The organism is Brevibacillus choshinensis, assembly GCF_001420695.1.
Classification (GTDB): Bacteria; Bacillota; Bacilli; order Brevibacillales; family Brevibacillaceae; genus Brevibacillus; species Brevibacillus choshinensis.
The window spans coordinates 2,068,198-2,093,792 of record NZ_LJJB01000007.1 but is presented as its reverse complement, the minus strand read 5'-3'; the positions used below and the strand labels follow the sequence as shown (position 1 = coordinate 2,093,792).

Sequence of the window (25,595 nt, the reverse complement as noted above, 5' to 3'; positions counted from 1 at the left end):
GGGCTGTCCACTTATATCTATCGTATAATTAAACACCAATTACGGTCGTTGACCGATAATAGGTACTAAACGTAAGATATAAATAAAATATTCAGCTAATTCTAAAAATTATAAAATATCTTCAATTGAACTCAACTATTAACACATATTCCCTGTGCACCAAAGATCGCACAAAAGAAAGCAGGTGACATGAAACATGGAAATTAAAGTAGCCTTTATCGGCCCACATGATTTGGTCGAGGATGTCCTCCAAGTTGCCCGATCCTTTCCGAATTTATCTTTAATCCCGTTTGGTTACAAAAATGTAAAAGAAACAGCGGAGCTTGCCCGTAAAAGCAGTGAAGAAGCGGATGTCTTGTTATTTGCTGGCCCGATGCCGTATCAGATTGCTCGGGAGCATGTAGAAGCACAGAAACCGATGATCTTTCTCCCACACAACGGAACCAGCCTGTACCGCGCGTTTTTTCAGTGGTTGCGCGATAAAAAATGTGCAGATGAGCGGTTGCGGTTTAGCATCGACATTTTACGCAAAGAGGAGGTCATGGAGCGGTTGGATGAATTGGAAATCTGTTTCGAGAAGATGCATGTGATGGATTATCACACTGATCTGGAAACGGAAGAGATCATGCAGTTCCATTACGGGTTGTGGCAAAATGGCGAGATTGATGCCATTTTCACCTGCGTGAATGCCGTACATAAACAATTAATTGAAAGAGGATTGCCTTGCTATCGGATCGTTCCATCCAAAATGCTGATCCATGATTGCTTGTCTCAAGCACTTCTGGAAGGAAAAAGCGTTCAGCTCAAAGATACGCAATTGGCCATCGTGATCATCAGCCTGGATAGCTTATCGCACAACCGGAATACATCCGAATACGATAATCAGCGCAAAAAATTGGCAGTCCAACAAATCCTGATTGACTACGGTGAAGAAATTCAAGCGCTCATGAATTGGTCAGAGCGGGATGAGATCACCTTTGTTACCACTCGTGGCGTTATTGAAAGGACGACCCATAACTACAGCCATTACCCGTTATTGGACCAGGTGGTCAATCAGCTTAATTTGACGGCCAGCATCGGCATCGGTCTTGGCCGTACGGCAAACGAGGCGGAAAGCAAGGCACGGGAAGCGCTGGCAAAAGCGAAAGCGAGCGGGGGACGGAGCTGTTTTATCGTGATTCATGACGGTAACGTAGTGGGTCTGTCCGGAAAAGAAGTCCAGTTTGAATATTCGGTCCGCAGCGACGATCCCGAGCGATTGCACCTTGCCCGACAGACGGGCTTGAGCGTAGGCACCATCAACAAGTTGATCTCGTATTGCCATAACTACGGCAGCTCCAAGGTGACGGCGGCAGAGTTGGCAAACGCATTTGGCATCACGATCCGTAGCGCGAGGCGTATCCTCAGCAAATTGGAGCAATGTCAAATCGCGGTGGTCGTCGGTGAAGAGCAGCCTGTGAGCAGAGGAAGGCCACGGCAATTGTTTGATCTCTTGCTCAGTGCTGCGCATTAAGTGCTATCGCATGACGATTGTGTCATCAGCCGGGAAGAAGCAAAGCTGAAGTTTCGATCCTGATTTGGAAGTTAGGCAACATGAATGCGGAGCAGTTCATCAATTCACAAAATATTTGAAAAAGAGGGTGGAGGACATGTTTGACGTTCTCATTCGGAACGGAATGGTTTGCGATGGAACAGGAAACCCGTGGACCAAGCTGGATATTGGGATTCGGAACGGAAAAATTGCAGTAATGGCAGATTTGAGTCAGTCCACAGGACAAGTCGAAATCGACGCGACGGATCTGGTTGTTTCCCCGGGATTTATCGATCCGCACGTTCATTCCGATCTGTTGTGCATCAAGCCGGACGTCCATAAAATCAAGGTTTTGCAAGGCGTTACGACAGAGTTGTTTGGGCAGGACGGCATTTCCGTTGCGCCTGTTTCCGAGGAGACCAAGCCGCTGTGGCAGCAGCAATTAAAGGGGTTGAATGGCGATGTTGGCGAATGGTCGTGGAACTCGATTGACGAGTACCTGCAGTTTTTGGAAGGAAACCAACTGGCGGGGAATGCGACCTATTTGGTGCCGCATGGGAACGTACGAACGCTTGTCTTGGGGTTTGAAGGGCGCGAAGCAACGAGCGAAGAAATCGAAAGGATGGCAGGACTCGTTGAGCTGGGGATGCAACAGGGAGCGTTCGGTGTTTCTACTGGGATACAGTATCCACCATGTGTGTTTGCCAATAAAGCCGAGCTGGTAGCGATTTGCAAAGCTGCGGCTAAATACGATGGCTGCTTTGTAGTCCACATTCGAAATGAAAGCAATCTTTCCTTAGAAGCACTCGCTGAGGTGATTGACGTCGCTCGCCAGTCAGGTGTACGACTGAATGTCTCCCATTTCAAAGTATGCGGCAGCATTAATCGCGATAAGCTTGCACCCGCACTGGCGCTGTTGGATGCAGGTCGTGCGGAAGGGATAGAAATTACGTTTGACCAGTATCCGTACACAGCGGCGTCAACCGTGTTCTCGGCGATTTTGCCACCGTGGATGCATGACGGCGGAACGGCAGTAATGCTGGAACGCCTCAAGGATGCAGAATCACGCGAAAAAGTGAAGCATGAAATGCTCAACAACAGCGAATACGATAACACGGTCAGAAACAACGGCTGGAAAAACATTGTTATCGCCTCAGTTGCATCTGAACAAAACCGTGATCTGGAAGGAAAGAGTGTAGCGGAAATCGGCGAGATGAGGGGAATCGACCCGTCTGATGCAGCACTTGATCTGTTGCTGGAAGAGAATGCAGCGGTGACGATGGTGATTCATTGGGGCGTTGACGCTGATGTCATGCAGGTGATGAGGCATCCGTTGCAAATGGTCGGATCGGATGGGGTGTTTGGCGGAAAACCGCATCCCCGTTTATATGGATCGTTTCCACGCGTTTTGGGGCGTTACTCCCGTGAAAAAGAAGCGTTCCCGATTTGGGAGGCCGTTCGCAAAATGACCAGCGCGCCTGCCCAATTGCTCCGCTTGCAAAAACGCGGTTTACTCTGTGAGGGCTATTGGGCTGACATCGCTATATTTGATCCAAAGATGGTACTGGATCGGGCAACCTATGAGGAGCCTGCCCAACTGCCGTTAGGAATTCACCATGTTCTGGTCAACGGACAAATCGCGGTGAGGGACGGTCACTATACAGGCGTTACAGCCGGACAAGTGATTCGTCGGGCAAACAAGCAACACGTTTTATCACGGTAATGGGAACGGAGGTGGGAACATCGTGTTTCGCAACTATTTTGCCAAACGAATCTTCACGCTCTTGCCTGTACTCCTGGTCGTGGCGGTGGTTGATTTTCTCATCATCCACCTGACACCGGGTGATCCGGCCTCGGTTATGTTAGGGCCACAGGCAACCCTGGAGGAACTGAGCCAACTGCGTGAACATCTTGGGTTGAACCTTCCAATTTACCTGCAATTTTGGAACTGGTTGCTTGGAGTCTTGCACGGGGATTTGGGCACTTCCATCTTCATGAACATGCCGGTGACTGAGGCGATTTGGGAGCACGTGGGACCAACCGTGTCGCTGACGTTGCTCGCCGAGATCATTACCATCCTGATCGCGCTTCCGCTGGGGATTATGGCAGCCAAGTCTCGTGGATCTTGGAAGGACCAAACGTTTATGGTCATTGCCTTGCTCGGAATCTCAGTGCCAAGCTTCTGGATTGGCTTGAATCTGATCATGCTGCTGGCGATTAAACTCGACTGGCTTCCTTCGTCCGGATATCAGCCGCTTTCCAAAGGCTTGTTCACGCACCTCAAGTACATGATCATGCCGGCAATATCCCTGGGAGTCATGCAAGCCGCTTTGATCGCGCGAATGACCCGTTCGTCGATGCTTGAAGTACTGAACGAGAACTACATCCGAACGGCTGAGGCAAAAGGTCTCAAGCAGCGGGTTGTCATTATGAAACACGCCTTGCGAAATGCCTTTATCCCGATTTTGACAGTCATCGGCCTGTCGTTTGCCACACTGATCGGCGGTGCCGTCGTTACGGAAACGGTCTTTAATATCCCTGGCATCGGCAAGCTGATCGTCAACTCGGTGATGCGCCGGGACTATGAGGTGATTCAGGGAACGATTCTCATTGTAGCGGCCTGTTATGTGCTCATAAATCTTGCGGTCGATATGCTCTATGCGATTATCGATCCGCGTGTAAAGTATGACAAGCGATAGGGGGATGAGCATGAGTGTAAATCTAGACATCGAGCACGAGCAGAAGCGGATGACCCCTTTACCCAGATCTCACCAAACGACACCGCCAAACCGTAAAAGAATCATCCTGCGACGCATCGTCAATAATCGATTGGCGCTGATTGGCATCATTCTCGTGTCCCTGGTCATTCTGGTGGCGATATTAGCCCCTGTGCTCGCCCCTTTCGATCCTCTGGAAATGAAAGTCCAGGATCGCTTGAAAGCACCGAGCGCCGAGCATTGGTTTGGGACCGATGATTTTGGCCGGGACGTTCTCTCACGTGTCATTTATGGCAGTCAAACGTCGATGCTGATCGGGGCCACCGTCGTTGTCATTACTTCGATTCTGGGTCTGGTGTTAGGGCTGTATTCAGCCTACTACCGCCATTTGGACAACCTGCTGATGAGAATCAGCGATGGCTTGATGGCCTTTCCGGCAATCTTGCTGGCCATTGCAATCATGGCAGCGATGGGGCCGCGAATTGAAAGCGTTATTACGGCGTTAAGCATTGTCTATACACCTACCGTGGCGCGAACTGTGCGTTCGGCAGCGCTCGTGTTGCGAGAGCTGACGTACATTGAAGCGATCCGTTCACTCGGGGGAAAGCCGTGGCGCATCATTTGGCTGCATATCGCACCCAACTGTCTCTCGCCGCTCATTGTTCAGGCGACGTTCATTTTTGCTTATGCCGTCATTATCGAGGCTTCCTTGAGCTTTTTGGGAGCGGGCACACCACCTCCGGCACCGAGCTGGGGCAATATCATCAATGATGGAAAAACGCTGTTACGAGAAGCGTGGTGGATGTCGATGTTTCCCGGTATCGCCATTATGATCACGGTTCTCGGGCTGAATCTGCTTGGAGATGGCCTGCGCGATTTGCTTGACCCACACACAAGTAAAAGCAAGAAGTAGCATCAAGGAGGGATGGAAATGGAGAAGCGCCCTTTGCTGCAAGTCGAAAATTTGCAGACACATTTTTCAACCGAACAGGGAAAAGTAACGGCAGTTGTGGGGGTTAGTTTCCATGTGCATGCCGGGGAAACCGTTGGCTTGGTTGGTGAGTCGGGATGCGGCAAAAGCGTAACCTCGCTGTCGATTCTTCGCCTGTTTGGCAGAAATGGCAGTACGACGACCGAGGGGAGCGTTTTATTTGAAGGAAACGATTTGCTGTCCCTTTCCATGGACGAGCTTGAGAAAATCAGAGGAAATGACATTTCCATCATTTTTCAGGATCCGATGACCTCGCTTAATCCGGTATATTCCATTGGCGATCAAATTGCGGAAGCGGTCATGCTGCACCAAAAAGTAAACAAAAAAGCAGCGTTGGCAAAGGCAATTGAAATGCTGAAGCTGGTCGGCATTCCTTCACCGGAAAAACGCGTGAACGAATACCCGCATCAACTGTCGGGAGGCATGCGGCAGCGGGTGATGATCGCCATGGGCTTGTCATGTCAGCCCAAACTCTTGATTGCAGATGAGCCAACTACGGCGTTGGATGTGACGATTCAAGCGCAAATCCTGGATCTGATGCTGAAGCTGCAGCAAGAGCGAAACATGGGGATTATTCTAATTACCCACGATCTGGGGGTTGTTGCCGAAGTCTGTTCGAGGGTGCTGGTGATGTATCTCGGGCAAATCGTGGAGGAAGCATCGGTAAGCGAATTGTTCAAAAACCCCAAACATCCGTATACGGTCGGGTTGATGCGTTCGATTCCCAATCTGGAGAGTAACCGGGGCGAACAACTGTCGGTAATCGAAGGGACGGTTCCTTCCTTGCACAACGTGCCCACAGGGTGCCGATTTGCTCCGCGCTGTGCTTATACCGACGTCACATGCCTGGAACAAGCGCCTGACCTGACCGCGTTGTCCGCTGACCACAAGGTTCGTTGCTGGCATCATGAATCCGTTTCAATGGGGGGAGATCAGCTTGCTGTCTACTGAACTGGAACACACAGAGCCGCTTATCAGGATTGAGAAATTGGTGAAAGAATTTAAAGCCCAATCGCCTGGTCCCGATGGTCAGCCAGGGGTGGTGAAAGCGGTCAACCAGATTTCGCTGCAGATTCAAAAAGGCGAGACATATGGGCTTGTCGGCGAGTCAGGCTGCGGCAAAAGCACCACCGGGCGAATGATCCTGCGGCTGATTGAACCGACCAGAGGCGATATTTTCTATAAAGGGAACAAGCTCAATGATCTGAGAGAAGAGGACATGCGAAAGATGCGTCAAGAGATGCAGATTGTCTTTCAGGATCCGTACTCTTCCTTAAATCCGCGCAAAAGAATCGGCAACGCCATCCAGGAGCCGATGAGTATTTTTAACGTTGGCCATAAAAAGGAACGAAAGGAACGTGTGCTTGAGCTGTTGAGCAAGGTGGGCCTGCATCCTGAGCAGTACGATCGCTACCCTCATGAATTCTCGGGGGGACAGCGGCAGCGCATCGTCCTGGCCAGAGCACTCGCGGTCAATCCGCAGTTTATCGTCTGTGACGAGCCTGTATCCGCATTGGATGTCTCGATACAATCGCAAATAATCAATCTCTTTTTGCAACTGAAAAAGGATTATGCATTAACCTATCTCTTTATTGCTCACGATTTAAGCGTGGTTCGGCACATATCAGATAGGATCGGTGTGATGTATCTGGGGAACCTGGTGGAGGAAGCAGAAACCGATGCACTCTTTGCAAATCCGCTTCATCCTTACACGAAAGCATTGCTCTCTGCCGTACCAGTACCTAATCCAGAGGCAAAGCGGGAGAGGATCATCTTGACGGGAGAGACGCCATCACCGCTTAATCCGCCACAAGGCTGCGTGTTTCATACGAGGTGCCCGGCGGCAAAACCTACCTGTTCGCATGCTATCCCACAGGCAGTAAGGATTGCTCACAATCAATGGGTATCCTGTCATCTGTATTCATAATTCATTGCGGGGAAGAAGGGGGAAGACGTGGAGCATTTGATTCATCAGAGAGTAAAGGATATGCAAATAACAGGCATTCGCAGGTTTTCCGACGTAGTTGCCCAACATCAGGATGTGGTCTCGCTGACGATTGGTGAACCTGATTTTCCTACGCCGGATTATATCAAGCAAGCGGGAGAATTGGCGATTCGCCAAAACAAAACAGGCTATACCCATATAGCGGGGCTGCTGGAATTACGGGAAGCGGCGGGGCACTTTTTGCAGCAGCAGTACGGACTAACCTATGACCCGATAAGTGAAATCATCATTACAAACGGGGCCACGGAGGCGATAGCGGCCGCGATGCGGACGATTCTCGATGAGGGATCAGAGGTCATCCTGCCAGGACCTGTCTACCCTGGGTACGAACCGGTCATTTCCTTGTGTGGAGCTGTTCCCGTCTACATCGATACGAGGGATACGGATTTTCTCGTCACTGCGGAAATGATTCAAGCCAAAATTACGGACAAAACGCGATGTATTGTTCTCGCCTATCCGTCTAATCCGACCGGATCGGTGTTGGACGAGCAGTGTGTTCGGGAAATTGCCGAGCTTCTCAGCGACAAGGATATTTTTGTCCTGTCAGACGAGATATACAGCGAGCTTACGTACGAGAAAAACCATTTTTCTATCGGCTCGATTCCCTGTATGCGCAACAAGACGATCACCATCAACGGTTTGTCGAAGTCGCATGCCATGACAGGCTGGCGAATCGGCTTGCTCTGTGGCCCCGCATATTTGGCGAAAGAGATGCTGAAGGTGCACCAGTACAATGTCATTTGCCCGAGTGCAGTCAGTCAATTTGCCGCCTTGGCAGCGCTACAAACCGATCATGACTGTACGGAATCGATGAAAGCAGCGTATCGGGAGCGAAGAGATTATGTCTATGACAGGCTGATCGCGATGGGCATGGACGTCGCCAAGCCAGCGGGAACCTTCTACATGTTTCCCTCCATTCGCAAATTCCAGTTACCATCCCAAGAATTTGCGCTGCAATTGCTGGAACAGGCCAAAGTGGCTGTCGTTCCGGGAGATGCCTTTTCGGAAATGGGAGAGGGGTACATCCGTATTTCCTATTCGTATTCCATGGAAAAGCTGGAGGCCGCACTCAACCGGATGGAGACGTTTCTACAATTGCTAGCTGAAAGACTAAAGGAGAGTAGCTAGAAATGGATGCGTGGGCGTTCATGAACAAAGCGTGGCAGTAGAAAAAAAGAAAGAGAGGCAAGACAAATTTTATCTAAGTGGAGGGCTTCAGCGATGAAAAGAAATCGTATAGCGATTTTCCTTATAGTGGCAATGCTTTTATCCCTGATCGGATGTTCCTCTTCGACGTCATCACCGTCGGACACTCCGTCTGGCGATGGCAAGACGGAAGGCAAGAAGGAATTGCGGGTCGCAACCTCAACAGCACCGCCGACACTGGATTTGCTGAAGACGACAACGGTTGCCGCTGTGCAGATTTCATGGAATATCTTCGAATCGCTCGTAACAATGGATGAAAACTATCAAGTTGCTCCGATGATGGCAAAATCTATCGATGTCAGCCAGGACGGCAAAACCATTACATTCCCGCTGCGAGAAGGGCTGAAATTCCACAATGGCAAAGAGGTAACAGCCGAAGACGTTGTGGCTTCCCTCACTAGATGGAAAGAGCTTTCCAACAACGGGCGAGCAGCGTTAACCAAGGCGAAGGTCACCGCGAAGGATGCGCAAACCGTGGAAATCGCATTGGGGAATGACAGTCCATCAAGCGCTTTTATATTGTCTTCGTTGGCGTTCCCACAGCAAGGGGCGATGATCATGCCAAAAGAAGTAATTGAAGCAGCTGATGAGAAAGGCGTAAAAGAGTATATCGGTTCTGGCCCGTTCAAATTCGTGGAATGGAAGCAAGACCAATACATCCATTTGCAGAAATTTTCCGACTACAAACCATCAGAGCAGGCAACGAGCGGTCGCGCGGGTAAGAAAGAAGTATCGGTGGACGACCTTTACTTTATTCCCGTTACAGATGCAGCAACACGGGTTGCTGGTTTGCAATCGGGCGAATATGATTTCGCCGACGATATTCCGATCGATAACTATAATAAGTTGAAAGAAGACCCCAACATTGAGACGATGATCTCCAAACCGCGTCGTTGGAATGGGATCGTATTTAATACGAAAAGCGATGTTTTCTCCAACATCAAAGCACGTCAGGCAGTTAATGCCGGGCTGGATCTGGACGAAATCATGATGGCAGCAACAGGAAACCCGGATTTTTACCGAGTGGATCACGGCTTGATGTATCAAGAACAGTCGCTGTATGTGGATGCGGGCAAAGAGAACTACAACCAGAAAAACCTCGATAAGGCGAAAAAGCTGTTAGCGGAAGCAGGCTATCAGGGACAGACCGTCACGATCCTTGGCACGCGTGATTACGAGTTCTTATACAAGACAGCCGTTGTGGTGAAAGCCCAAATGGAGAAGATGGGCATTAACGTGAACCTGGAGATTTACGACTTCCCGACTCTTCAGCGCAAAACCAAAGAAGAAAAGGGCTGGGAGATGTACTTCACGTACTTTCCTATCTATATGAATCCGACACAACCTATTTTTCTCGACTCCCGTAACAAGTTCGTCGGTCAGTTTAACGATCCCAAAATGGATCAATTGCTGGACAAATACCGCCTGTCAAATGAGGCTTCCGAGCAAAAGGAGATTTTTAAGGAGATTCAGGCGTTGTTCTGGGAGGATGTGCCCGTGATCAAGCTGGGTGACATGTTTGGATTGCTGGCATATCGTAACAATGTCAAAGGGTATAAGTACTTTTACGATATCTCTTTCTGGAATGTATCGGTGGAGTAAGACGGACATAAAAAAATGGGGAAGCCGCTCTTTGTGTGAAGGACACCCTTAAAGTAGACAAATCCTATGGAAATGAAGTGCACTCCTTAAAATGGACATTGGAAAAACACCCTAGTGTTTATGAGTACACCCTCTAGGGAAATTCGATGTGCTTTTAAGGGGTGCATTTTCTTATGAAAGTCACATTGGCGGACATTTGGGTAGGAGATCGCGCAAAAATAGAGTATTCTTCCGAGAACAGCAGTCCAATTGGTAAGCATTCAAATGGGGTTGACGCTTATACAATGAAGGTAGTAGATGCTATTCATTTTGAGGAAGAGCTGTATGAGTTCCTATGCAATGAAAGTTTTGACCGACTTGGGCATGTTACAGGCCCTCTCCTGGTCTTAGATCCTTACGGTGATCCCCAAATGCTGGATGCAAAAACACAGTGGCTGTTTTCTTACGCACGAGCTGCGCCAAGAACAGCCTCTATTTTTCTTACGTTTATCTTACGCTTATCTGCCTGTGTCAATCTCCTTCCTCTTGCATCATTGAATCCAAATTTCAACAGATACAGGCCTGGTCCGTCGCCTACCAGACATTTCGTGTGCGATTGATGATTGCTCATCTCTTGAAAGGATCGGTAATCAATGGGTGGGTTCTCCGCATGGACTGCTAGGTATATACTAAGTAAGAGTAATGTCGGATATTATGCGAAACGTAGTAAGCATCGAAGATTAGGCCATGTACCTTACAGCATAATACACGGCCTCAAGACAGATGGATGAAAGTAGATGACCATGGAGTAGCTGTAGAAAAAAATAAGTAATTGGTTTTATTTAACTCATGGGTTTAACCAGGAAGATTTGCAGTATTTATTTATAGACTCTTGGATAGATTGTCAGAAATGGAGTGGTGTTTTATGCAATTATGGATACTATCAAAAGCTATAGTCGTAACAATGACTGGATTCTTAATGAATGGTGAGATATTAGAGTCAGCATCAGAAATAAACCATCCTCCTGAGTTACGAGAAGAGATGCCAGATCCAGAGACGATAGTTCCATGGGCTGAGTATGAAATAGATGTTAGGGATGTCTTTTCAGATGTTGATGGAGATGAATTAGTTTTTTCTGCATTGTCGCAAAGTCAGTCGGTAGCAAAAGTTGAAGTTGAAGGCAGTATAATTAAAGTAATGGCTCAAAAGACGGGGAAAGTTACGATAATAGTCACAGCAAGTGATCAAAGAGGAGGAACTGCTTCAACAGCGTATCGTTTTATCGTGAAATAAAATAATATCTATGTTGTTAAAAGAGCAGTGAAAACAACTCCGCGATATGTTCAGAAGGTATTTGAACCTGTTAGCAACTTAAACGGAACACTCATCAGAGAAGTGGTTCAGGATATATGATCAAAAGCGCGGCGAAACATTTCTAGCGTAACTCACTACAGATCCCTATAAACGGAACGCATAATCCCGTATCGGGACAAAATCCAGGGTTATCAGCACATAAAGCGTCAGTAAAATCAGGATTCTGTTGACTAAGATATTTAAAATAGCAGACAATTTCATGATTGCGAACGGCTAAGCTGTTCAGCTGGAATGATAATGGATACTTCGTATTTACATGTCGATAATATATTCCATTCTTTGTAAATGGAGGAAGATACACTTGATCCGGTAACGTAGGAATTATGTCATGGACATTGAAAATACGAATACTATTCTTTACGGTTTGGTTGAACCGGGAAGTAAAGACAGGGTCTGCAACACGTGGGCTGCCATAAGTGTAAACGAAAGGATTTTTAAACTTGGTGTTCATTGCAAAATCCAAAGCAGCTAATACGGCTATACCTCCTCCTAAACTGTGTCCAGCTACGAAAAGCCTTTTTGAAGAGGAAAGTTTTTTTAGTTCTCTGATCAAAGTGTTTCTCGTCGATTGATAAATGCATGTAAACCCGCGATGGGTTTTTCCTGAATTTTTGACAAAAGGATAGGGCACTTGATATAAATCTTGGTCTGACTCATTGTCGTTAAATGTTCGGGTTCCTCGAAAAGCTACAATGATATTATGCTGTGACTCTGCGATAAAACCAAATACCTCCGATTCCGGTTCCTCTACACCAGCAAGCGCGCGAATCGTAAATCGAAGGCTATATCCTTTTGGCAAGTCAAGCGAACCCGACTCAAAAAGCTGGTAGGACTGATAAAGCGTGGCCGAAAGCAATATCGCATCGTCAGGATTATAAATAGTAGCTATTCCTGCCTTATCCATCGATGTATCTCCTTTCTTATCTTCAAGGCTTCGGAGGCTTACATGTGTCTTGAAACGGAAAACACATTTCGGCATCGGGACAAAAACCAGGATTTTCATTGCATAATGATTGGGCAAAATCCGGATTAAGTGGACGGATGTTTTTAAAATAACAGGCGATCCCATCGTTACGAGAAGTATTATTCAGTTGAAAAGAGATAGGAAACTTTGTTTTTACATGTTGATAGGTTAAACCTTCCTCTGTAAATGGAGGCGGATACTTTTGAGCTGGGAAAGTAGGATAAGGGTCATGGATATTTACGATTCGTATACTATTTTTTACTACTTGGTTGAAGCGGATAGCAAAGCCGGGGTCTCCAATACGAGGACTACCATAAGTATATATGATGGGATTCTCGAACTTAGTGTTTACCGCAATATCGAGGGAAGCTAACACTGCCAGTGCTCCTCCATAGTTGTGGCCCGTAACAAACAGCTTTTTTGATGCGGAAAAATTATTCAATTTTCTGATTAATTTTTTCCTCGTTGATTGATAAAGACATGTAAACCCGCGAGAGGTTTTGCCCCCGTTTTCAACGAAAGGATAGGGTACTTGAATGATGTCATAGGCTGCTAAAAGGTCCGCAGGATAAGCAGCGTAACCCCTAAACGCTAATACGATTAGATCTTTTGACTCTGCTATAAAACCAATTACATTTTCCGTAGGATTCTCTACATCAGCAAAAGCACGGATGGTATATTGAAGTTTAAATCCTTGAGGCAAGATAAGACTTCCCTCGAAATATAATGGATATGTCTGATAGCTCATCGCAGCAAGTAATATGGCAGTTTTACTATTAAAAATATTATTTTTATCGGAGAAAGACATGGATACAATTCCTTTCCGAACAAGAATAAATAGAGAATAAGGAGGAAGTACAGTCAAAATAAGTTCTATCTTGGCGAAAATAGGCGGATACACCCATTATGAGCCTATGCTTAAACACTTGAGCGGGTGCTTGTATGAAGGAAATATTACTGCACCTGATCAACATTTTGGAAACAAAAAAATCCATTACAACCCACAAAAAATGAACCTTCTTCATCCAGAGAGCCAATACAAGGTGTATACAATTACAATTTCAGGGGGCCCTCAGATGAAAGAACAAGACTTGTACCGTTCAAGTTCGATACGACTGGATTGGAAGTGCGTACGGATGGAAAGGTAGATGGAGAACAGGTAGAAAACTCAACGTACGACATAGCGGGACAAACCGGAAGGCGTCATTGCCTTTGTAGACAGTGGAGAAAAATTGCCGAAGATAATCAAGCTGTAAATGATAAATGCCATTCGAATTGACACGATCAAAGGGAATTGGAAAGGGCCATTCACTATCGACCAAAGGTAAGCAACACAGGCGACAAAAATGGCGAAGTAAACACTAGTGATCGATTGTACAAAAACCACCTCGTAGGTGGTTTTCTTTTGGTGTAAACCAATGGCTATTAGGACTGCTGTTCGTTCCCTTACAATCTCCCGTTCCTAGTCTTCCGGGGTGCGATCGAGAAATAGCTTGGTTACGGATGTGTATTCGCCGGTTTCTATCTCTTCCGACCTTGCTTCTTCTTCGAGCGGATCATGACCATTCATGCTAGGGGCTACAGTTGGCTCATGCTGGGATTCCCGTTTTTTAACGTCCATTTCTATCCACCTCCTTGATAGGTAGGTTGTGGAAAGATAGGCCTTCTTATGCCCTGTAAAATCCCCTTGAATAGGGCCCTTTCATTCATTGTGAAAATGGTAAAAATTCCTAATATTTGCTACAATGTGAGCGACTGAAATCGCGATGAAATCTGGTATCCAAAGGAGTGAACACGATATGAAAATGGCAGCGCTTTATGATATTCACGGAAATTTGCCTGCGTTACATGCGGTTCTGAATGAGCTGGAGGAAGTTGCACCAGATTTGATCGTAATCGGAGGAGATATCATCTCTGGACCGATGCCCGTGGAGACACTTGAGCGGCTCTTTCAGGTAAAGACGCCCATCCGATTCATTCGTGGCAATTGCGATCGTGAAGTCGTCACTGCGTACGAAGGTAGTCCTCTTCGTCCTGAAATGTCTGAGAAAGGACGTGAAACGACGGAGTGGGTAGCGAAGCAATTACAATCCTCGCATCGTGATTTTCTAAGCCAATTACCTGCACATAGCACTCATTCGGTAGAAGGGTTAGGGGAAGTGCTCTTTTGTCATGCGACTCCGGATAGTGATGAGGAAATTTTCACCCCGCTTACCTTACAGAATAGACTCGATGAGATCTTTCGTGACGTAAAGCAAAATACCGTCATCTGTGGGCATACGCATATCCAATTTGAGCTGGAAGTGGGTCATGTCCGTATTCTGAATGCAGGAAGTGTGGGCATGCCCTACGCTGACGAGCCAGGAGCCTACTGGTTGTTGATTGGACCAAATGGACATGAGTTTCGCAGGACGTCTTATGACGTTAAGGCAGCCGCTGACGAGATCCAAAAGAGCTCGCTTCCAATTGCCCAAGAATTCGCAGAATAGAATGTACGTACCGTTCCAACAGCTGAGCAGGCCATGAAAGTATTTGAAAAATTGCAGAATAGATAGACAAGTGGAGTGAATTGTACGACAATGATTGGAACTCAAGTAGAGGATTCAACGGTCATGAAAGAAGGTGTCTGTGATGGTTAGATGTTGGGGAGCATTCGCTCAATCACCCCCTGTCGCGTCCTGAAACAGGACAACAGAAAAGGGCTACGTCCCTTAGGGGGAACAAACAATGGGAAAAAAGTACACGCTACACCCGGTAGTCATTCAGTACAGCGTATTCATGCTGGGCTTAGCTGTAATGGGTTTTGGAATCGGAACGATGATTGAGGCCAATTTAGGTGTAGCACCATGGGATACCTTGCATATCGGGCTACAGAAAACATTTGGATTGACCATCGGTACATGGTCACAGATCGTCGGATTAATGATTATTGTCTCTTCCTATGTCATCGGCAAAATCAAGCCAAGCGTAGGAATGTTTCTAAACATGTTTTTCTTCGGATTGTTTATTGATTTGTTCATGTGGCTTGGGTGGATTCCAGTCGGCAGCACAGTGGTGGAGCGAATGGTTTTATTCGCAGCTGGTCTTCTGATCTATACGTTTGGTACGGGGATGTACATCTCTCCGCGCTTAGGGGCAGGACCACGCGACAGTTTTATGCTGGCTTTGCACGAACGTACAGGATGGGATATTAGCAAAGTCAGGATCGGAATTGAGTGTACGGTTACATTGTTAGGCTTTTTGCTCGGTGGCCCTGTTTCTGTAGGGACTCTTGTCACGGCTTTCTCGATTGGACCGTTGATCAAACGTTTTATCCCGTTTTGGGAGCGTGTGATGAAGAAGCTGTATGGTGGTGGTGTAACAGCACCAGAAAGAGAACTTGCGAAATAGATATGGCAAACCACCACGGTTTTTTCGTGGTGGTTTTGGTTTTTTTTCATAATTGTTTCGAATCGTTGGAAAAAGTTCCTGCCACCACCGTGCCTTTATGCATGACCGCTTGGCGTTTGCTTCCTCTGGCAATGACTTCTGTGGAGCAGCTTGCATCGAACCTCTGTAGTGGCAAGGACGGAAAGCAGAGGGACGAAGGGATACTTCAAAGAGATGCAAGTCGTTGTATGGTTCATGGCCGTTACTTCTTTGATCATGACAAAATCGGTTGCCTGTGAAGCTCCCACCACTGACGCACAATTACGAGGGTGCCACTTTCGTTGGAAGTTACACTTGTGTTGGAAGTTACACTTGTGTTGGAAGTTACACTTGTGTTGGAATTTCCAGTAGCTTGTTGACCAGAGGAGCATCCTGCCAGAATGCGGCTCTACAAAAGATGAGTTCCATTGCTCTGCGTTACGGGAATCTATCAGCGGATTGACATTCCCGCTTAAACTTAATAGAATGTAGCATGCTTGAAGAAGAGTTTTATTGGCGGTGAAATCTTGAAAATGAATTTTAAAATGATCGTGATTTGCATCTATATCATGCTAATTTATTGGCTTTCCTTGCAATTTCCTTACCTAGATACGTTATTTTTCCCTACGGTTGGGGCATTCAGTTTTCTCTTTGTCTCGCGAGCCCTGCGGTTTTCGGAAATTAGTAAAATTACATTGGGTGCGTTTATTTCCTCGGCGATGGGCACCCTGTTCTTTTTCATTTATCCGAGTCCCATTTCGTTATTCGTCAATGTACTCATTACGATGTGGCTGGTCACTACCTGTAAGTGGAATGCGCCACCTATTGTGGCTGTCTCGCTTATACCGTTCTTCTCACATTCTAGCAATCATTGGTTTATTCCCTTGTCGGTGTGTGGTGTCTTGCTTGGTTTAATGCTGGTTTTATTTATTGCTGAACGTGTGGAAAGAAAATGGGCAGATTATTTTGCGTTTCCTCTGAGAAACAAGGTTATGCGGGATTCTGAAAAAATAGCAGGCTAACCAGAACAAAAGTGCGTCCTTCCTGTCTTTTTTTGTGAATCTACCTTATAATAACGTCGGAAGTAAGGTATAATATAGACTTGTGAAAGAGTGCAGAGAAGGTTTGCGCTTTTTAGTCTGTGATCGTGGAGTAGTGGCTAGGAATCATTACTAATCTTTTGCAATTGAAAGAGAGTGGGAAAATATGGGTCGTAAGTGGAATAATATTAAAGAAAAAAAGGCGTCAAAAGACGCAAGCACTAGCCGTGTATATGCAAAGTTCGGTAAAGAGATTTATGTGGCTGCGAAGCAAGGCGAGCCAGATCCAGAATCTAACCGTGCACTGAAAGTCGTTCTCGAGCGTGCAAAAACATACAGTGTTCCGAAAGCAATTATTGACCGGGCGATTGAAAAAGCAAAAGGCGGTTCGGATGAGATCTTTGATGAGCTGCGTTATGAAGGCTTCGGACCAAATGGCTCCATGATCATCGTAGATGCGCTGACGAACAACGTAAACCGGACTGCACCTGAAGTCCGCGCTGCATTCAACAAAAATGGCGGAAACATGGGCGTAACGGGATCTGTAGCCTACATGTTCGATGCCACGGCAGTTATCGGGCTGGAAGGAAAAACAGCTGATGAGGTTCTGGAGATCCTGATGGAAGCGGACGTAGATGTGCGAGATATTATCGAAGAAGATAATTCCGTTATCGTATACGCTGAGCCAGAACAATTCCATGCAGTACAAGAAGCATTCAAAAGAGTGGGCATTACCGAGTTCACGGTAGCAGAATTGTCCATGCTGGCTCAAAACGAGATCACGTTGCCAGAAGATGCAGTAGCCCAATTTGAAAAGCTTATCGATGCCTTGGAAGATTTGGATGACGTTCAGCAAGTGTATCACAACGTCGATTTAGGCGAGTAATTCCTGGGAGCAGACTTTTGTGAAAAAGCAAAAGTCTGTTTTTTTGTTCCTGAGAGTTTGATAGAAGGCAAAGGCACCCGTAGCTAAATGAAGCACGGGTTATTTTCTTTTACATCCGCGCATGCTCATCTGAATTTACTTGGTTGGGTATCGATGGCGCTGTTTGGGTTGGCGTATCAAGTCTTTCCGAGACTTTATGTTTCTATGAATAGCTCTACCAAGAGCGTGGCGATTACGCCGGACAAGGCTGGCTCGTATGCCATTACGTGCAAATTCCCTGTGGGACTGGTCACTCCTCCATGAAGTCTACGCTGGTAGTCGAATAAACACGAAAAAGCGCAGTCCTTGTGACTCGCGCTTTTTTCGTTTCTCTATTATTAGTTGATGAAGCTGAGCGCAACCCCAATCCCATAAGGAATGAGCCAAATCGTCCAGACAATCAGACTGAAGCGGTGAAATTGCTTGATTTGGTTCTCTTTCTTTTTCATCAAGACCACACAAGCCCAGGCCGTGTGTAAAAACATGAGAATGAGCGCAGACAGTCCGGTAATTCCGTGAAGATTGAGCCCGGGACTCGTGGCCAGCAGTTTCATAAAGGAAGTGCCTACCATATCAAAGACCAGCCCGAAAGTGAAATATGCCAGGTGCGTTGCTTTCAGTTCACCAGCCCGTTTTTCCATCCAGACCCCGATTGTATAAGAAACAAGCGCTAGGTTGATAAAGATCACAGCCATCGCTAACATCAGACACCATCTCCATTTCGTTTCATTTGCTTACACAACATAGTGTAGGGGAGGAATATGAATGTCTGATGAACGAAAGGTGACAAGATTGTGCCACAGAAAAGAACAAAAAGAAGGCCCCCTGTTTCCGGAAGCCTTCCTATCTCGATTGCTGCTTATTCATAAGGAAATGCGTACATTTAGTGCTCATGATGATCACGGTGCAAGTCTACGGAGCGGAGTTCGTCCTTTGCTTTTTCCACCAGCACCTGATAATCCCTGACGACCTCCGTCAATGCTGCAACGGACTCTTTATATTCGGATTCATTACATATCCCATCTATTGCCCGGTGGAGATGAAACATTTTATCTTCGGTTTTTCGGATAAATTCTACCCAATCCATTCCGTTCATAAATATTCCTCCTTTCCAATCATAGCCTTTACATGGTCTGAAGAAACTATGCAACATTCAAAGGGATAAGGAAGTAATTCGGAAGCATATGTACGTCTGTCACACTTGTTGGATCCTCTTATTCATGGTAACATACCTCACATCGGTGAACTTCCTATGTTCGGAAATAAGATGGCTGCTGGGGTGAACACACTATGGATAAACTAGCAAAGCTAAACAAGGCACTGGAAAAAATCATGCCCATCCTCACGCCGAGCAGTGTAGCGATCGGAGTTATGGCAGGGAGTCATCTACAGCCATTTGCCTTTCTCTCCCCTTGGATATTTGCCTTCATTACTTTCGCAGGTAGTCTTGGCTCTGGATTCGGTGAGTTCGCCAGGGTGCTTGCGAGACCTCTACCACTCCTCGTTAATTTGCTCATTTTACACGCTTTCATGCCTCTAGTTGCTTGGGGGGCGGCTTTGTTGTTTTACCCGGATGACATCCATGTCGTGACTGGACTCATTTTGGCTGCCGTCATCCCGACAGGCATATCGAGTTTTTTGTGGACATCTATTTACATGGGAAATGTCGCATTGACTCTTTCCATTATCTTAATTGACACCATGCTTTCACCATTTGTCGTACCTTTTGGGATGGCGTTGTTTCTCGGGGCAAAGGTTGAGATGGACGCGGCAGCCATGATGCAAGGGATGTTCTTCATGATTGTACTTCCATCGTTGTTTGGAATGGCGCTGAATCAGTATTCGCGTGGAAATGTAAAAAAGACGCTCGCACCAAAACTCGCTCCCTTTTCCAAAATAGGAATGGGAGTTGTGGTTGCCATCAATAGTTCGATCGTAGCGCCTTATTTAACAAACATGGACAGAAAAATAGTTGGCTTGGCTGTCTTGGTATTGTTTTTAGCCATTATTGGTTATGTATTCGGGTGGTTCGTCTCCAGACTTTTTGGTTGGAAGCGCGATGTCATTGTGGCGCTGACCTTCAATAGTGGTATGCGAAACATTAGTGCAGGTGCAGTTATGGCGATTTCATACTTTCCAGCACCGGTAGCTCTTCCTGTTGTTCTGGGAATGCTCTTTCAACAAATCTTGGCGTCTACGTTTGGGAAGTTTTTGTCTATCGTAGAAAAGGAGCCAACGAAACAAGGGCAGATCGTCCCTAGTGAAAAAGTAGGGTAAGGAAAAAAGACGGAATTCGCTACTTCTATGTATAAAAACCTAACGCGGATGTGAGCAATCCAATTAAATGTAAGATAATCTAACATAAGATTCGAAAAATTCATTGACACTAGCTTTGATTATGTTAGTATATATTACATAGCATGCATTCTCTCCACTTCCTATTTTCGACCCAGAATTCTGGGTCACTTTTTTTTGCCCGAAAAAGAGTGTAATCGATTCGTTTGTAGAAAATGAATGGAGAAGGTAAAAACGGTTAGGTAGGGGATCGGGATGTGCGGAAGGTTTACGTTGGTGATTGCTCCAGAAACAATGGTTAGGCGATTTCAGGTGGACATGCAAAATCTAGAGTATCGAATGCGCTATAATATTGCGCCAGGACAACAGGTGCTCGCGATTATAGCGGAAAAGGGCAAGCGTAGAATCGGGGAACTACGGTGGGGGCTGATTCCATCGTGGGCGAAGGATGAGAAATCAGCTTTTCAACTGATTAATGCGAGAGCAGAGAGCCTACAGGAAAAGCCATCTTTTCAGAAGTTACTGGTGCGAAAACGCTGCATGATCCCCGCAGACAGTTTTTTTGAATGGAAGATGACAGAGCAGGGGAAACAACCGATGCGAATCATGCGAAGAGATGAGCAGCCTTTTGCTTTTGCTGGATTATTTGATACGTGGCTTCAGCCAGATGGACAAAAAGTACATACCTGTACCATCATTACGACGAGTCCCAATGAACTCGTTGCACCGATTCATCAAAGAATGCCTGTGATTCTGCGTGAAGAGGACGAGTCTCTATGGCTTGATCGAGAGTTCCAAGACCTTGAGCGACTGCAGTCTTTGCTCGTACCGTACGAGGCTGAATGGATGCGTGCCTATCCAGTCACGAAGGCAGTAGGTAATGTGAAGAATGATGACTCGGAGTGCATTCGTGAAGTCATGCTAGGTTGATCGTGGAGTGGGTTCTTATTGAGGATATGGTTTGGCATCCCCTTGAAACAGCTTGCTGACCATTGCATAAAGCTTGCCGGGCATGTTGGGGAAGACAAACGAGTATTGGTTCGCACCGTTGGCGAGCAGGGCGACAGGGGTTTCGATTACATAGGGTATTTTCATTAAATCGAGCATTTTCTTGTATTCGTCCACCATGGTTTGGTCGACCGTATAATAAAATGATTTGGAAGATTTCATGTGCGCACGCTCCTTTCTATATATTGTAACATAGAGCGGGTACGGAAGGAACGCAACATAATAAATGTTATGTTAACTTATTGGATTGCCATCTTTACATTTTATGTTGGCGGATTGGGTAGAGAATTCCTGTAACACAAGAGTAATAATCAAAGTTAGATAGGATGCAGACCATGACAACGGGCAGGCCTTTTGAGGCATTTGCCCGTTTTTGATCGTTCCCAAATGTTTGCTGCTGTGCTACCCTTGTTTTATTCAATTTTTCCTAAAATTGGGGATGGGGTGAATGCAGTGGATTTTCCATTCGTAAAAACAGCAAGACTTCACCTTGTGAAAATAGAAGAAAAGCATGCGCCTTCCCTTTTCGAGATTTTATCAAAAGAGGAAGTCACGAAGTATTACGGAATGGACCCTCTTACTGACGTGAACCATGCGATGAAACTCGTGGAATCTTTTCAGAACATCTATGAGAGCGAGCGTGGCATCAGATGGGGGATCGAATGCAAAGAGACGGGTGCATTTGTGGGGACAGTGGGTCTGAACAATCTAAGTATGAGGAGTAAAAGGGCAGAGATCGGCTACGAGATCCATCCTCATTTTTGGAATCAAGGGATCACGTCTGAAGCTGTAAGAGAGGTTCTTCGCTATGCCTTCGAGGATTTAGATCTGCTGCGAATGGGAGCAATAACGTTTCTTCAAAATGAAGCCTCCATTCATTTATTAAAAAAGGCAGGCTTCTCTCTAGAAGGTACACTCAGAAGTTATCTTTACCAAAATCAGCAGTCGCATGATGCACTCATCTTTTCTTTGCTGAAAACAGAATGGCTAGTGAAACGGAAATAAACAGGGAACGAACCGATAAAAGTCGTTCCCCGCAATGGAATGCAAGCTCTACTGCACAATGGACGGTTTTATTCAAAAAGCTAGTGATCATTTCATTGACTTCGTCAGGACTATCGATGCTTGGGAAGTGCGCAGAGTTTTTGCAGAACAACTGCTGAGCGTCAGAGACTTTACTCACGATGGATTCAGCTGCTTGTAGAAAATCAGGATAATCGAGCTCTCCCGATATGACAAGAGTAGGAACAGAGACGTCCTCGAGGCGACTTCTCGGATCCGGTTCGAGCCCTTTGGGTGTAGTCATTGTACGTGATTGCTGGAAGATATCTCGATATATGTCTTTGAGCCACTGGCGATTGAGTTGGACTCGACCTCTTTCCTGATCGGGACCATCTAGGTAGTGGTGCAGATTGATTTCCAGGGCTTCGTCTAGATTGCCTTTGTCCATTTGCTCCTGAAATTTCTGAAAACCTAACAGACGATCTTGGGATGGGGGAGCGAAACCACCTGGGCAAATGAGAACTAGGCTTTCGACCATTTCAGGGTGAGCCAGGGCGAATTCGATTCCTACATAGCTTCCAAACGAAGCGCCAACGAAAGAGGCACGGCTGATCTGTAATTGTTTTAGCAAGGCGTGGATGTCATCATACAGCGTAAAGGGTGTACCGGGATCATGGGATTGTCCCATTCCCCTCATATCACATCGTACGACTTGGTAGTTACTCGACAAAGTCTTCATCTGTGACTCCCACATCCGACTATCCAAGGGAGCACCATGCAAAAAGACGATTGTTTCTCCTGCTCCAGCGATTTCGTAATACAGATTTGCGCCGTTACAATTGATAAATCCTGTTTGTCCCATTGTATACACTCTCCCACAACAGTAGTGGTAACGCTTTCGCCCAAATTTTACCATGCAATGAGCCTTGAAAATGTGAAGATTACATGGCAAAAGAGTGCGCTGAAATGGAAAGTGGAGATAGGAGGAGTGACGTGCTTCCAGAGTTGAAACAGCGGTATCATGACGAAATCATTGGAAACGTTCATTTCTTGAAGAGTGGGGAAAAGTAACAGGTGACTTTCGTAGCTTTTCTGGATAAGAATTCAGGCAATTACGTCATACAAAAAAGTGGTTACGAATATGTAAACAATATTCAATGGGAATCCGTGTGTAACATCCTAGTAGAAGCATCAGGAAAATGGGGTATTCCTGAAGGCTTCGAGAGAGGACTGAGCGACTTCAAGATATCGAATGAAGTGATTGTAACAGCGGGCGTGTATGTCATGGTGAATGGCCGATTCCCGTTTCAAATTGGACCCAATCGAGCGGGGACGGCTCTGGGGATTGTCCGACTCGGTGGACATCGCGAAGGGGAAGAGACGGGGTGGCAATGTGCCTTGAGAGAAGCATTCGAGGAGGCAACGCTCCAAATCACAGCGGTCAAGCCACCAGCTACATACTGGTATGAAACGGCATCCTCGGACACGCCATCAGTGTTCACAGAGGAATGGCCAGAAGACGAGATCAAACCTATCCTCGTGGGGAGACATTTGAATCGGAATCACATGACGCCGATTTATTTGGCTGTTTCTCGAGATACCCCCGTACCTGCAAATGAGACGAAAGGTCTGTTACTGCTGTCTCCGTCGGAAATATCTAGAGTCATTACAAAAGGAATGACTCTGAAGCAATATGTGCAGGCAGGCGGAAAAGCAATTATTCACGAAGAGCTTCCGATGAATGGAAGACTGGAACCTTTTCCACACCTCAAGCTTCTCCATTGGGTGTTAAAGCAGCACCCAGATCTCGTAAAATAAGAACGGCAGTCCAGAACATGAATTCACATGATCTGAGCTGCCGCTTTTTTGATCTGGATTTAAACGTTCGTTTAACTGCTGAAGAAGCTTCGGCTGGAACGCTTTTTCTTATAGTGAGAACTGCCATAATAGGATTGTCCATGTCCGGAACCATGTCCGTTGGGATTGCCGTATCCTTTGCGATACTTGTGGTCGCTGCTGCTAAATTTTCGATAGCTGTGTGATTTTGAGTGATTCCCCATTAGACTTTGTAACAGTTTTTTCAGCATTCCCAATCACTCCTCGTGTGTCGATATAAGTTTATACGAATATGCGTGGAAATCGTTTCATTTTTTCACAGCAGGAAAGCAGTTCTCATTTTTTTGTATATGCTGCAGAGATGCGATCAATACGGTTGGTCCAAATGCCTCCGGAAAAACCATCAGGAATTCGCTTGAGATCCTCAAGTGTGTCAAACCCGCTGGAAACGTCGCCGCTGCCTGCTACCAGAATCACACGAGTATCTTGCTTGTCCATCCGCTCCATAAAACGGTTTGGCCATCCCCAGAGGAACGGAGCAATTTTGTCCGGAATATGCAGCTGGGTTTGACTGCATGCTTGTGGGACGTAGCCCGACCAGCCGACAGCTAGATATGGAATCAGACAGCTTTTCAGTGTCGCTTTGGACATCACCCGCATATCAGGGAGACGGTCGTGCAAAGTAGCGATGGGCTCGTCCCCTCCGTAGACAGTGAGAGTAGCACGGCGTTCAGTAGGTAGCTTTGACAAGTATTCAGCCAGCATGATACCCTCTGCTGGGTCGTTGCTCTTTACGTGGATCAACAAGGATTGCTTAGGGAAGTGCTCGAGGACATCATCGAGCGAAGGCATCATCCCGATTCCTTTCCCGCGAAAGGGGAAGGTCGCCCCGTGATCAGCCGTATAGTTGTACCCGATATCGAGCTTTTGCAGCTCGTTCAAGGGAAAATCACGAGTAACTCCCTCGCCGTTTGTGCGACATCCTAATGTCCAATCGTGAAAGACGGCAAACGTTCCATCCTTCGTCGGCTGCACGTCCAATTCTATTACGTCTGCCCCTGCATCAAAGGCTGCTTGCATAGATGGAATCGTGTTTTCCAGATAGGGGTGCTCAGGGGGATAAATTCTTTCAGCCGTACAAGTCTCGTCAGTGATGCCCTCCATATGAAAGGTTTGAGCCATACCGCGATGGGCGAGGAGAAAGGGTTCGCGAACAGATTCTTTCGCAAAGAAAGAACTATTGGTTACATACACAAAGGTGACCAGCACCAGAATCATCCATAAAGATTTGCGCTTCCACAATGGCTTATGTGGTTTGCGTTTCCAATTAAACATTATGTAGTCCTCCAGCATGTAGGATAAGGTTCGTCCATTGTAGCAAATCAGCGATAGCAGGTTAAGGACTTGGCATCGAATAAAAAGACTGGCACAATAAAAGAAAGCCAAGCTAGGAGCTAGGAGGATCCATGAAAATCGCACTGCATCACATTGCTTACCAAATCGGATATCACCCAAACGAGATGGCCAGGCTGGTGTATGAAGGGGAAGTTACCGGAGAGGTCCCCGACAACAATCCACAGTCAAAGGATGCCTGGGTCGATCTGCATTCCTTGAGGAACTTCATTCAGTGGAGACGAGATCAAGGTAGAATAGATGGGATGTTTTACGATAAAGCGATTCGCCACATCGACAAACACCTGCGTCGTTAAGA

General features: G+C 46.4%; 29 protein-coding genes. 20 read left to right on the top strand and 9 right to left on the bottom strand.

Annotation, left to right across the window (positions count from 1 at the left end; all coding sequences use genetic code 11):
- Nucleotides 1-196: 196 nt before the first annotated feature.
- The 10 genes from AN963_RS09900 to AN963_RS09855 all read left to right on the top strand — a co-directional run bounded on the left by AN963_RS09900 (nucleotide 197) and on the right by AN963_RS09855 (nucleotide 11,325).
- Complete coding sequence (locus tag AN963_RS09900) at nucleotides 197-1,513, top strand: helix-turn-helix domain-containing protein (RefSeq protein ID WP_055744302.1); 1,317 nt, start codon at nucleotides 197-199, stop codon at nucleotides 1,511-1,513.
- Between the two features lie 136 nt (nucleotides 1,514-1,649).
- The gene (locus AN963_RS09895; RefSeq protein ID WP_055744301.1) at nucleotides 1,650-3,254 is read left to right on the top strand and encodes an N-acyl-D-amino-acid deacylase family protein; all 1,605 of its coding nucleotides are present in this window, start codon (nucleotides 1,650-1,652) and stop codon (nucleotides 3,252-3,254) included.
- Nucleotides 3,255-3,276: 22 nt separating this feature from the next.
- Nucleotides 3,277-4,230, top strand: a complete 954-nt coding sequence (locus tag AN963_RS09890) for an ABC transporter permease (protein WP_055744300.1) — start codon at nucleotides 3,277-3,279, stop codon at nucleotides 4,228-4,230.
- A 10-nt stretch (nucleotides 4,231-4,240) separates the two neighbouring features.
- Entirely contained in the window at nucleotides 4,241-5,161 is a 921-nt protein-coding gene (locus AN963_RS09885) for an ABC transporter permease (protein ID WP_083496855.1), read from the top strand.
- Nucleotides 5,162-5,179: 18 nt separating this feature from the next.
- Nucleotides 5,180-6,190 carry an ABC transporter ATP-binding protein gene (locus tag AN963_RS09880; protein WP_055744299.1) on the top strand — a complete coding sequence of 337 codons (1,011 nt, stop codon included), beginning with the start codon at nucleotides 5,180-5,182 and terminating at the stop codon, nucleotides 6,188-6,190.
- The gene (locus AN963_RS09875) at nucleotides 6,177-7,166 is read left to right on the top strand and encodes an ABC transporter ATP-binding protein (protein ID WP_269084385.1); all 990 of its coding nucleotides are present in this window, start codon (nucleotides 6,177-6,179) and stop codon (nucleotides 7,164-7,166) included. Before AN963_RS09880 ends, AN963_RS09875 begins: the two co-directional genes overlap by 14 nt.
- 27 nt (nucleotides 7,167-7,193) lie before the next feature.
- The gene (locus tag AN963_RS09870) at nucleotides 7,194-8,372 is read left to right on the top strand and encodes an aminotransferase A (protein ID WP_055744297.1); all 1,179 of its coding nucleotides are present in this window, start codon (nucleotides 7,194-7,196) and stop codon (nucleotides 8,370-8,372) included.
- Between the two features lie 93 nt (nucleotides 8,373-8,465).
- Nucleotides 8,466-10,052, top strand: coding sequence for an ABC transporter substrate-binding protein (locus AN963_RS09865; RefSeq protein WP_055744296.1), 1,587 nt, complete (start codon nucleotides 8,466-8,468; stop codon nucleotides 10,050-10,052).
- Between the two features lie 173 nt (nucleotides 10,053-10,225).
- Nucleotides 10,226-10,651, top strand: a complete 426-nt coding sequence (locus tag AN963_RS09860) for a hypothetical protein (RefSeq protein WP_055744295.1) — start codon at nucleotides 10,226-10,228, stop codon at nucleotides 10,649-10,651.
- Nucleotides 10,652-10,956: 305 nt separating this feature from the next.
- A complete protein-coding gene (locus AN963_RS09855; protein WP_055744294.1) occupies nucleotides 10,957-11,325 on the top strand; it encodes an Ig-like domain-containing protein in 369 nt (122 codons plus the stop codon).
- Nucleotides 11,326-11,467: 142 nt separating this feature from the next.
- Here the strand turns inward: AN963_RS09855 and AN963_RS09850 are convergent, their stop codons facing one another.
- From AN963_RS09850 to AN963_RS31465, 3 genes are all read right to left on the bottom strand, one after another.
- Nucleotides 11,468-12,310, bottom strand: a complete 843-nt coding sequence (locus AN963_RS09850) for a lipase family protein (RefSeq protein WP_055744293.1) — start codon at nucleotides 12,308-12,310, stop codon at nucleotides 11,468-11,470.
- Nucleotides 12,311-12,332: 22 nt separating this feature from the next.
- The gene (locus AN963_RS09845; RefSeq protein WP_055744292.1) at nucleotides 12,333-13,178 is read right to left on the bottom strand and encodes a lipase family protein; all 846 of its coding nucleotides are present in this window, start codon (nucleotides 13,176-13,178) and stop codon (nucleotides 12,333-12,335) included.
- A 654-nt stretch (nucleotides 13,179-13,832) separates the two neighbouring features.
- Entirely contained in the window at nucleotides 13,833-13,991 is a 159-nt protein-coding gene (locus tag AN963_RS31465) for a hypothetical protein (protein ID WP_169791914.1), read from the bottom strand.
- 178 nt (nucleotides 13,992-14,169) lie between these two features.
- On the opposite strand from AN963_RS31465, the gene AN963_RS09835 reads away from it, so the two are divergent.
- The 5 genes from AN963_RS09835 (at nucleotide 14,170) to AN963_RS31855 (ending at nucleotide 18,007) form a co-directional block, all read left to right on the top strand.
- On the top strand, nucleotides 14,170-14,859 hold the full coding sequence (locus AN963_RS09835) for a metallophosphoesterase family protein (protein ID WP_055744290.1): 690 nt from the start codon (nucleotides 14,170-14,172) through the stop codon (nucleotides 14,857-14,859).
- A gap of 238 nt (nucleotides 14,860-15,097) precedes the next feature.
- Entirely contained in the window at nucleotides 15,098-15,760 is a 663-nt protein-coding gene (locus tag AN963_RS09830; protein ID WP_055744289.1) for a YczE/YyaS/YitT family protein, read from the top strand.
- A gap of 545 nt (nucleotides 15,761-16,305) precedes the next feature.
- On the top strand, nucleotides 16,306-16,800 hold the full coding sequence (locus AN963_RS09820; protein ID WP_152985626.1) for an aromatic acid exporter family protein: 495 nt from the start codon (nucleotides 16,306-16,308) through the stop codon (nucleotides 16,798-16,800).
- 184 nt (nucleotides 16,801-16,984) lie between these two features.
- Nucleotides 16,985-17,704, top strand: coding sequence for a YebC/PmpR family DNA-binding transcriptional regulator (locus tag AN963_RS09815; protein WP_055744286.1), 720 nt, complete (start codon nucleotides 16,985-16,987; stop codon nucleotides 17,702-17,704).
- A gap of 153 nt (nucleotides 17,705-17,857) precedes the next feature.
- On the top strand, nucleotides 17,858-18,007 hold the full coding sequence (locus AN963_RS31855; RefSeq protein ID WP_236707916.1) for a hypothetical protein: 150 nt from the start codon (nucleotides 17,858-17,860) through the stop codon (nucleotides 18,005-18,007).
- Between the two features lie 74 nt (nucleotides 18,008-18,081).
- On the opposite strand, the gene AN963_RS09810 is transcribed toward AN963_RS31855, so the two are convergent.
- Nucleotides 18,082-18,447 carry an HsmA family protein gene (locus tag AN963_RS09810; protein WP_055744285.1) on the bottom strand — a complete coding sequence of 122 codons (366 nt, stop codon included), beginning with the start codon at nucleotides 18,445-18,447 and terminating at the stop codon, nucleotides 18,082-18,084.
- A 179-nt stretch (nucleotides 18,448-18,626) separates the two neighbouring features.
- Entirely contained in the window at nucleotides 18,627-18,839 is a 213-nt protein-coding gene (locus tag AN963_RS09805; protein WP_055744284.1) for a hypothetical protein, read from the bottom strand.
- A gap of 194 nt (nucleotides 18,840-19,033) precedes the next feature.
- Here AN963_RS09805 and AN963_RS09800 point away from each other — a divergent pair, with 194 nt between their 5' ends.
- Together AN963_RS09800 and AN963_RS09795 are read left to right on the top strand one after the other, a co-directional pair.
- Nucleotides 19,034-20,020: a bile acid:sodium symporter family protein gene (locus tag AN963_RS09800; protein ID WP_055744283.1), complete on the top strand. Its 987-nt coding sequence runs from the start codon at nucleotides 19,034-19,036 to the stop codon at nucleotides 20,018-20,020.
- Nucleotides 20,021-20,293: 273 nt separating this feature from the next.
- Nucleotides 20,294-20,968: an SOS response-associated peptidase gene (locus AN963_RS09795; RefSeq protein ID WP_055744282.1), complete on the top strand. Its 675-nt coding sequence runs from the start codon at nucleotides 20,294-20,296 to the stop codon at nucleotides 20,966-20,968.
- A gap of 15 nt (nucleotides 20,969-20,983) precedes the next feature.
- Here the strand turns inward: AN963_RS09795 and AN963_RS09790 are convergent, their stop codons facing one another.
- The gene (locus AN963_RS09790) at nucleotides 20,984-21,208 is read right to left on the bottom strand and encodes a hypothetical protein (protein WP_055744281.1); all 225 of its coding nucleotides are present in this window, start codon (nucleotides 21,206-21,208) and stop codon (nucleotides 20,984-20,986) included.
- 291 nt (nucleotides 21,209-21,499) lie between these two features.
- Between AN963_RS09790 and AN963_RS09785 the strand changes: the two genes are divergently transcribed.
- Entirely contained in the window at nucleotides 21,500-22,051 is a 552-nt protein-coding gene (locus tag AN963_RS09785) for a GNAT family N-acetyltransferase (protein ID WP_055744531.1), read from the top strand.
- Here AN963_RS09785 and AN963_RS09780 read toward each other — a convergent pair.
- The gene (locus AN963_RS09780; RefSeq protein ID WP_055744280.1) at nucleotides 22,005-22,910 is read right to left on the bottom strand and encodes an alpha/beta fold hydrolase; all 906 of its coding nucleotides are present in this window, start codon (nucleotides 22,908-22,910) and stop codon (nucleotides 22,005-22,007) included. The two genes, AN963_RS09785 and AN963_RS09780, sit on opposite strands and share 47 nt — an antisense overlap.
- Before the next feature lie 212 nt (nucleotides 22,911-23,122).
- Between AN963_RS09780 and AN963_RS09775 the strand changes: the two genes are divergently transcribed.
- Complete coding sequence (locus AN963_RS09775; RefSeq protein ID WP_055744279.1) at nucleotides 23,123-23,866, top strand: NUDIX hydrolase; 744 nt, start codon at nucleotides 23,123-23,125, stop codon at nucleotides 23,864-23,866.
- A 71-nt stretch (nucleotides 23,867-23,937) separates the two neighbouring features.
- On the opposite strand, the gene AN963_RS09770 is transcribed toward AN963_RS09775, so the two are convergent.
- On the bottom strand, nucleotides 23,938-24,135 hold the full coding sequence (locus AN963_RS09770) for a hypothetical protein (RefSeq protein ID WP_055744278.1): 198 nt from the start codon (nucleotides 24,133-24,135) through the stop codon (nucleotides 23,938-23,940).
- 85 nt (nucleotides 24,136-24,220) lie between these two features.
- The gene (locus AN963_RS09765) at nucleotides 24,221-25,219 is read right to left on the bottom strand and encodes a glycerophosphodiester phosphodiesterase family protein (protein ID WP_055744277.1); all 999 of its coding nucleotides are present in this window, start codon (nucleotides 25,217-25,219) and stop codon (nucleotides 24,221-24,223) included.
- A gap of 131 nt (nucleotides 25,220-25,350) precedes the next feature.
- On the opposite strand from AN963_RS09765, the gene AN963_RS09760 reads away from it, so the two are divergent.
- On the top strand, nucleotides 25,351-25,593 hold the full coding sequence (locus tag AN963_RS09760; RefSeq protein ID WP_055744276.1) for a hypothetical protein: 243 nt from the start codon (nucleotides 25,351-25,353) through the stop codon (nucleotides 25,591-25,593).
- Nucleotides 25,594-25,595 lie beyond the last annotated feature (2 nt).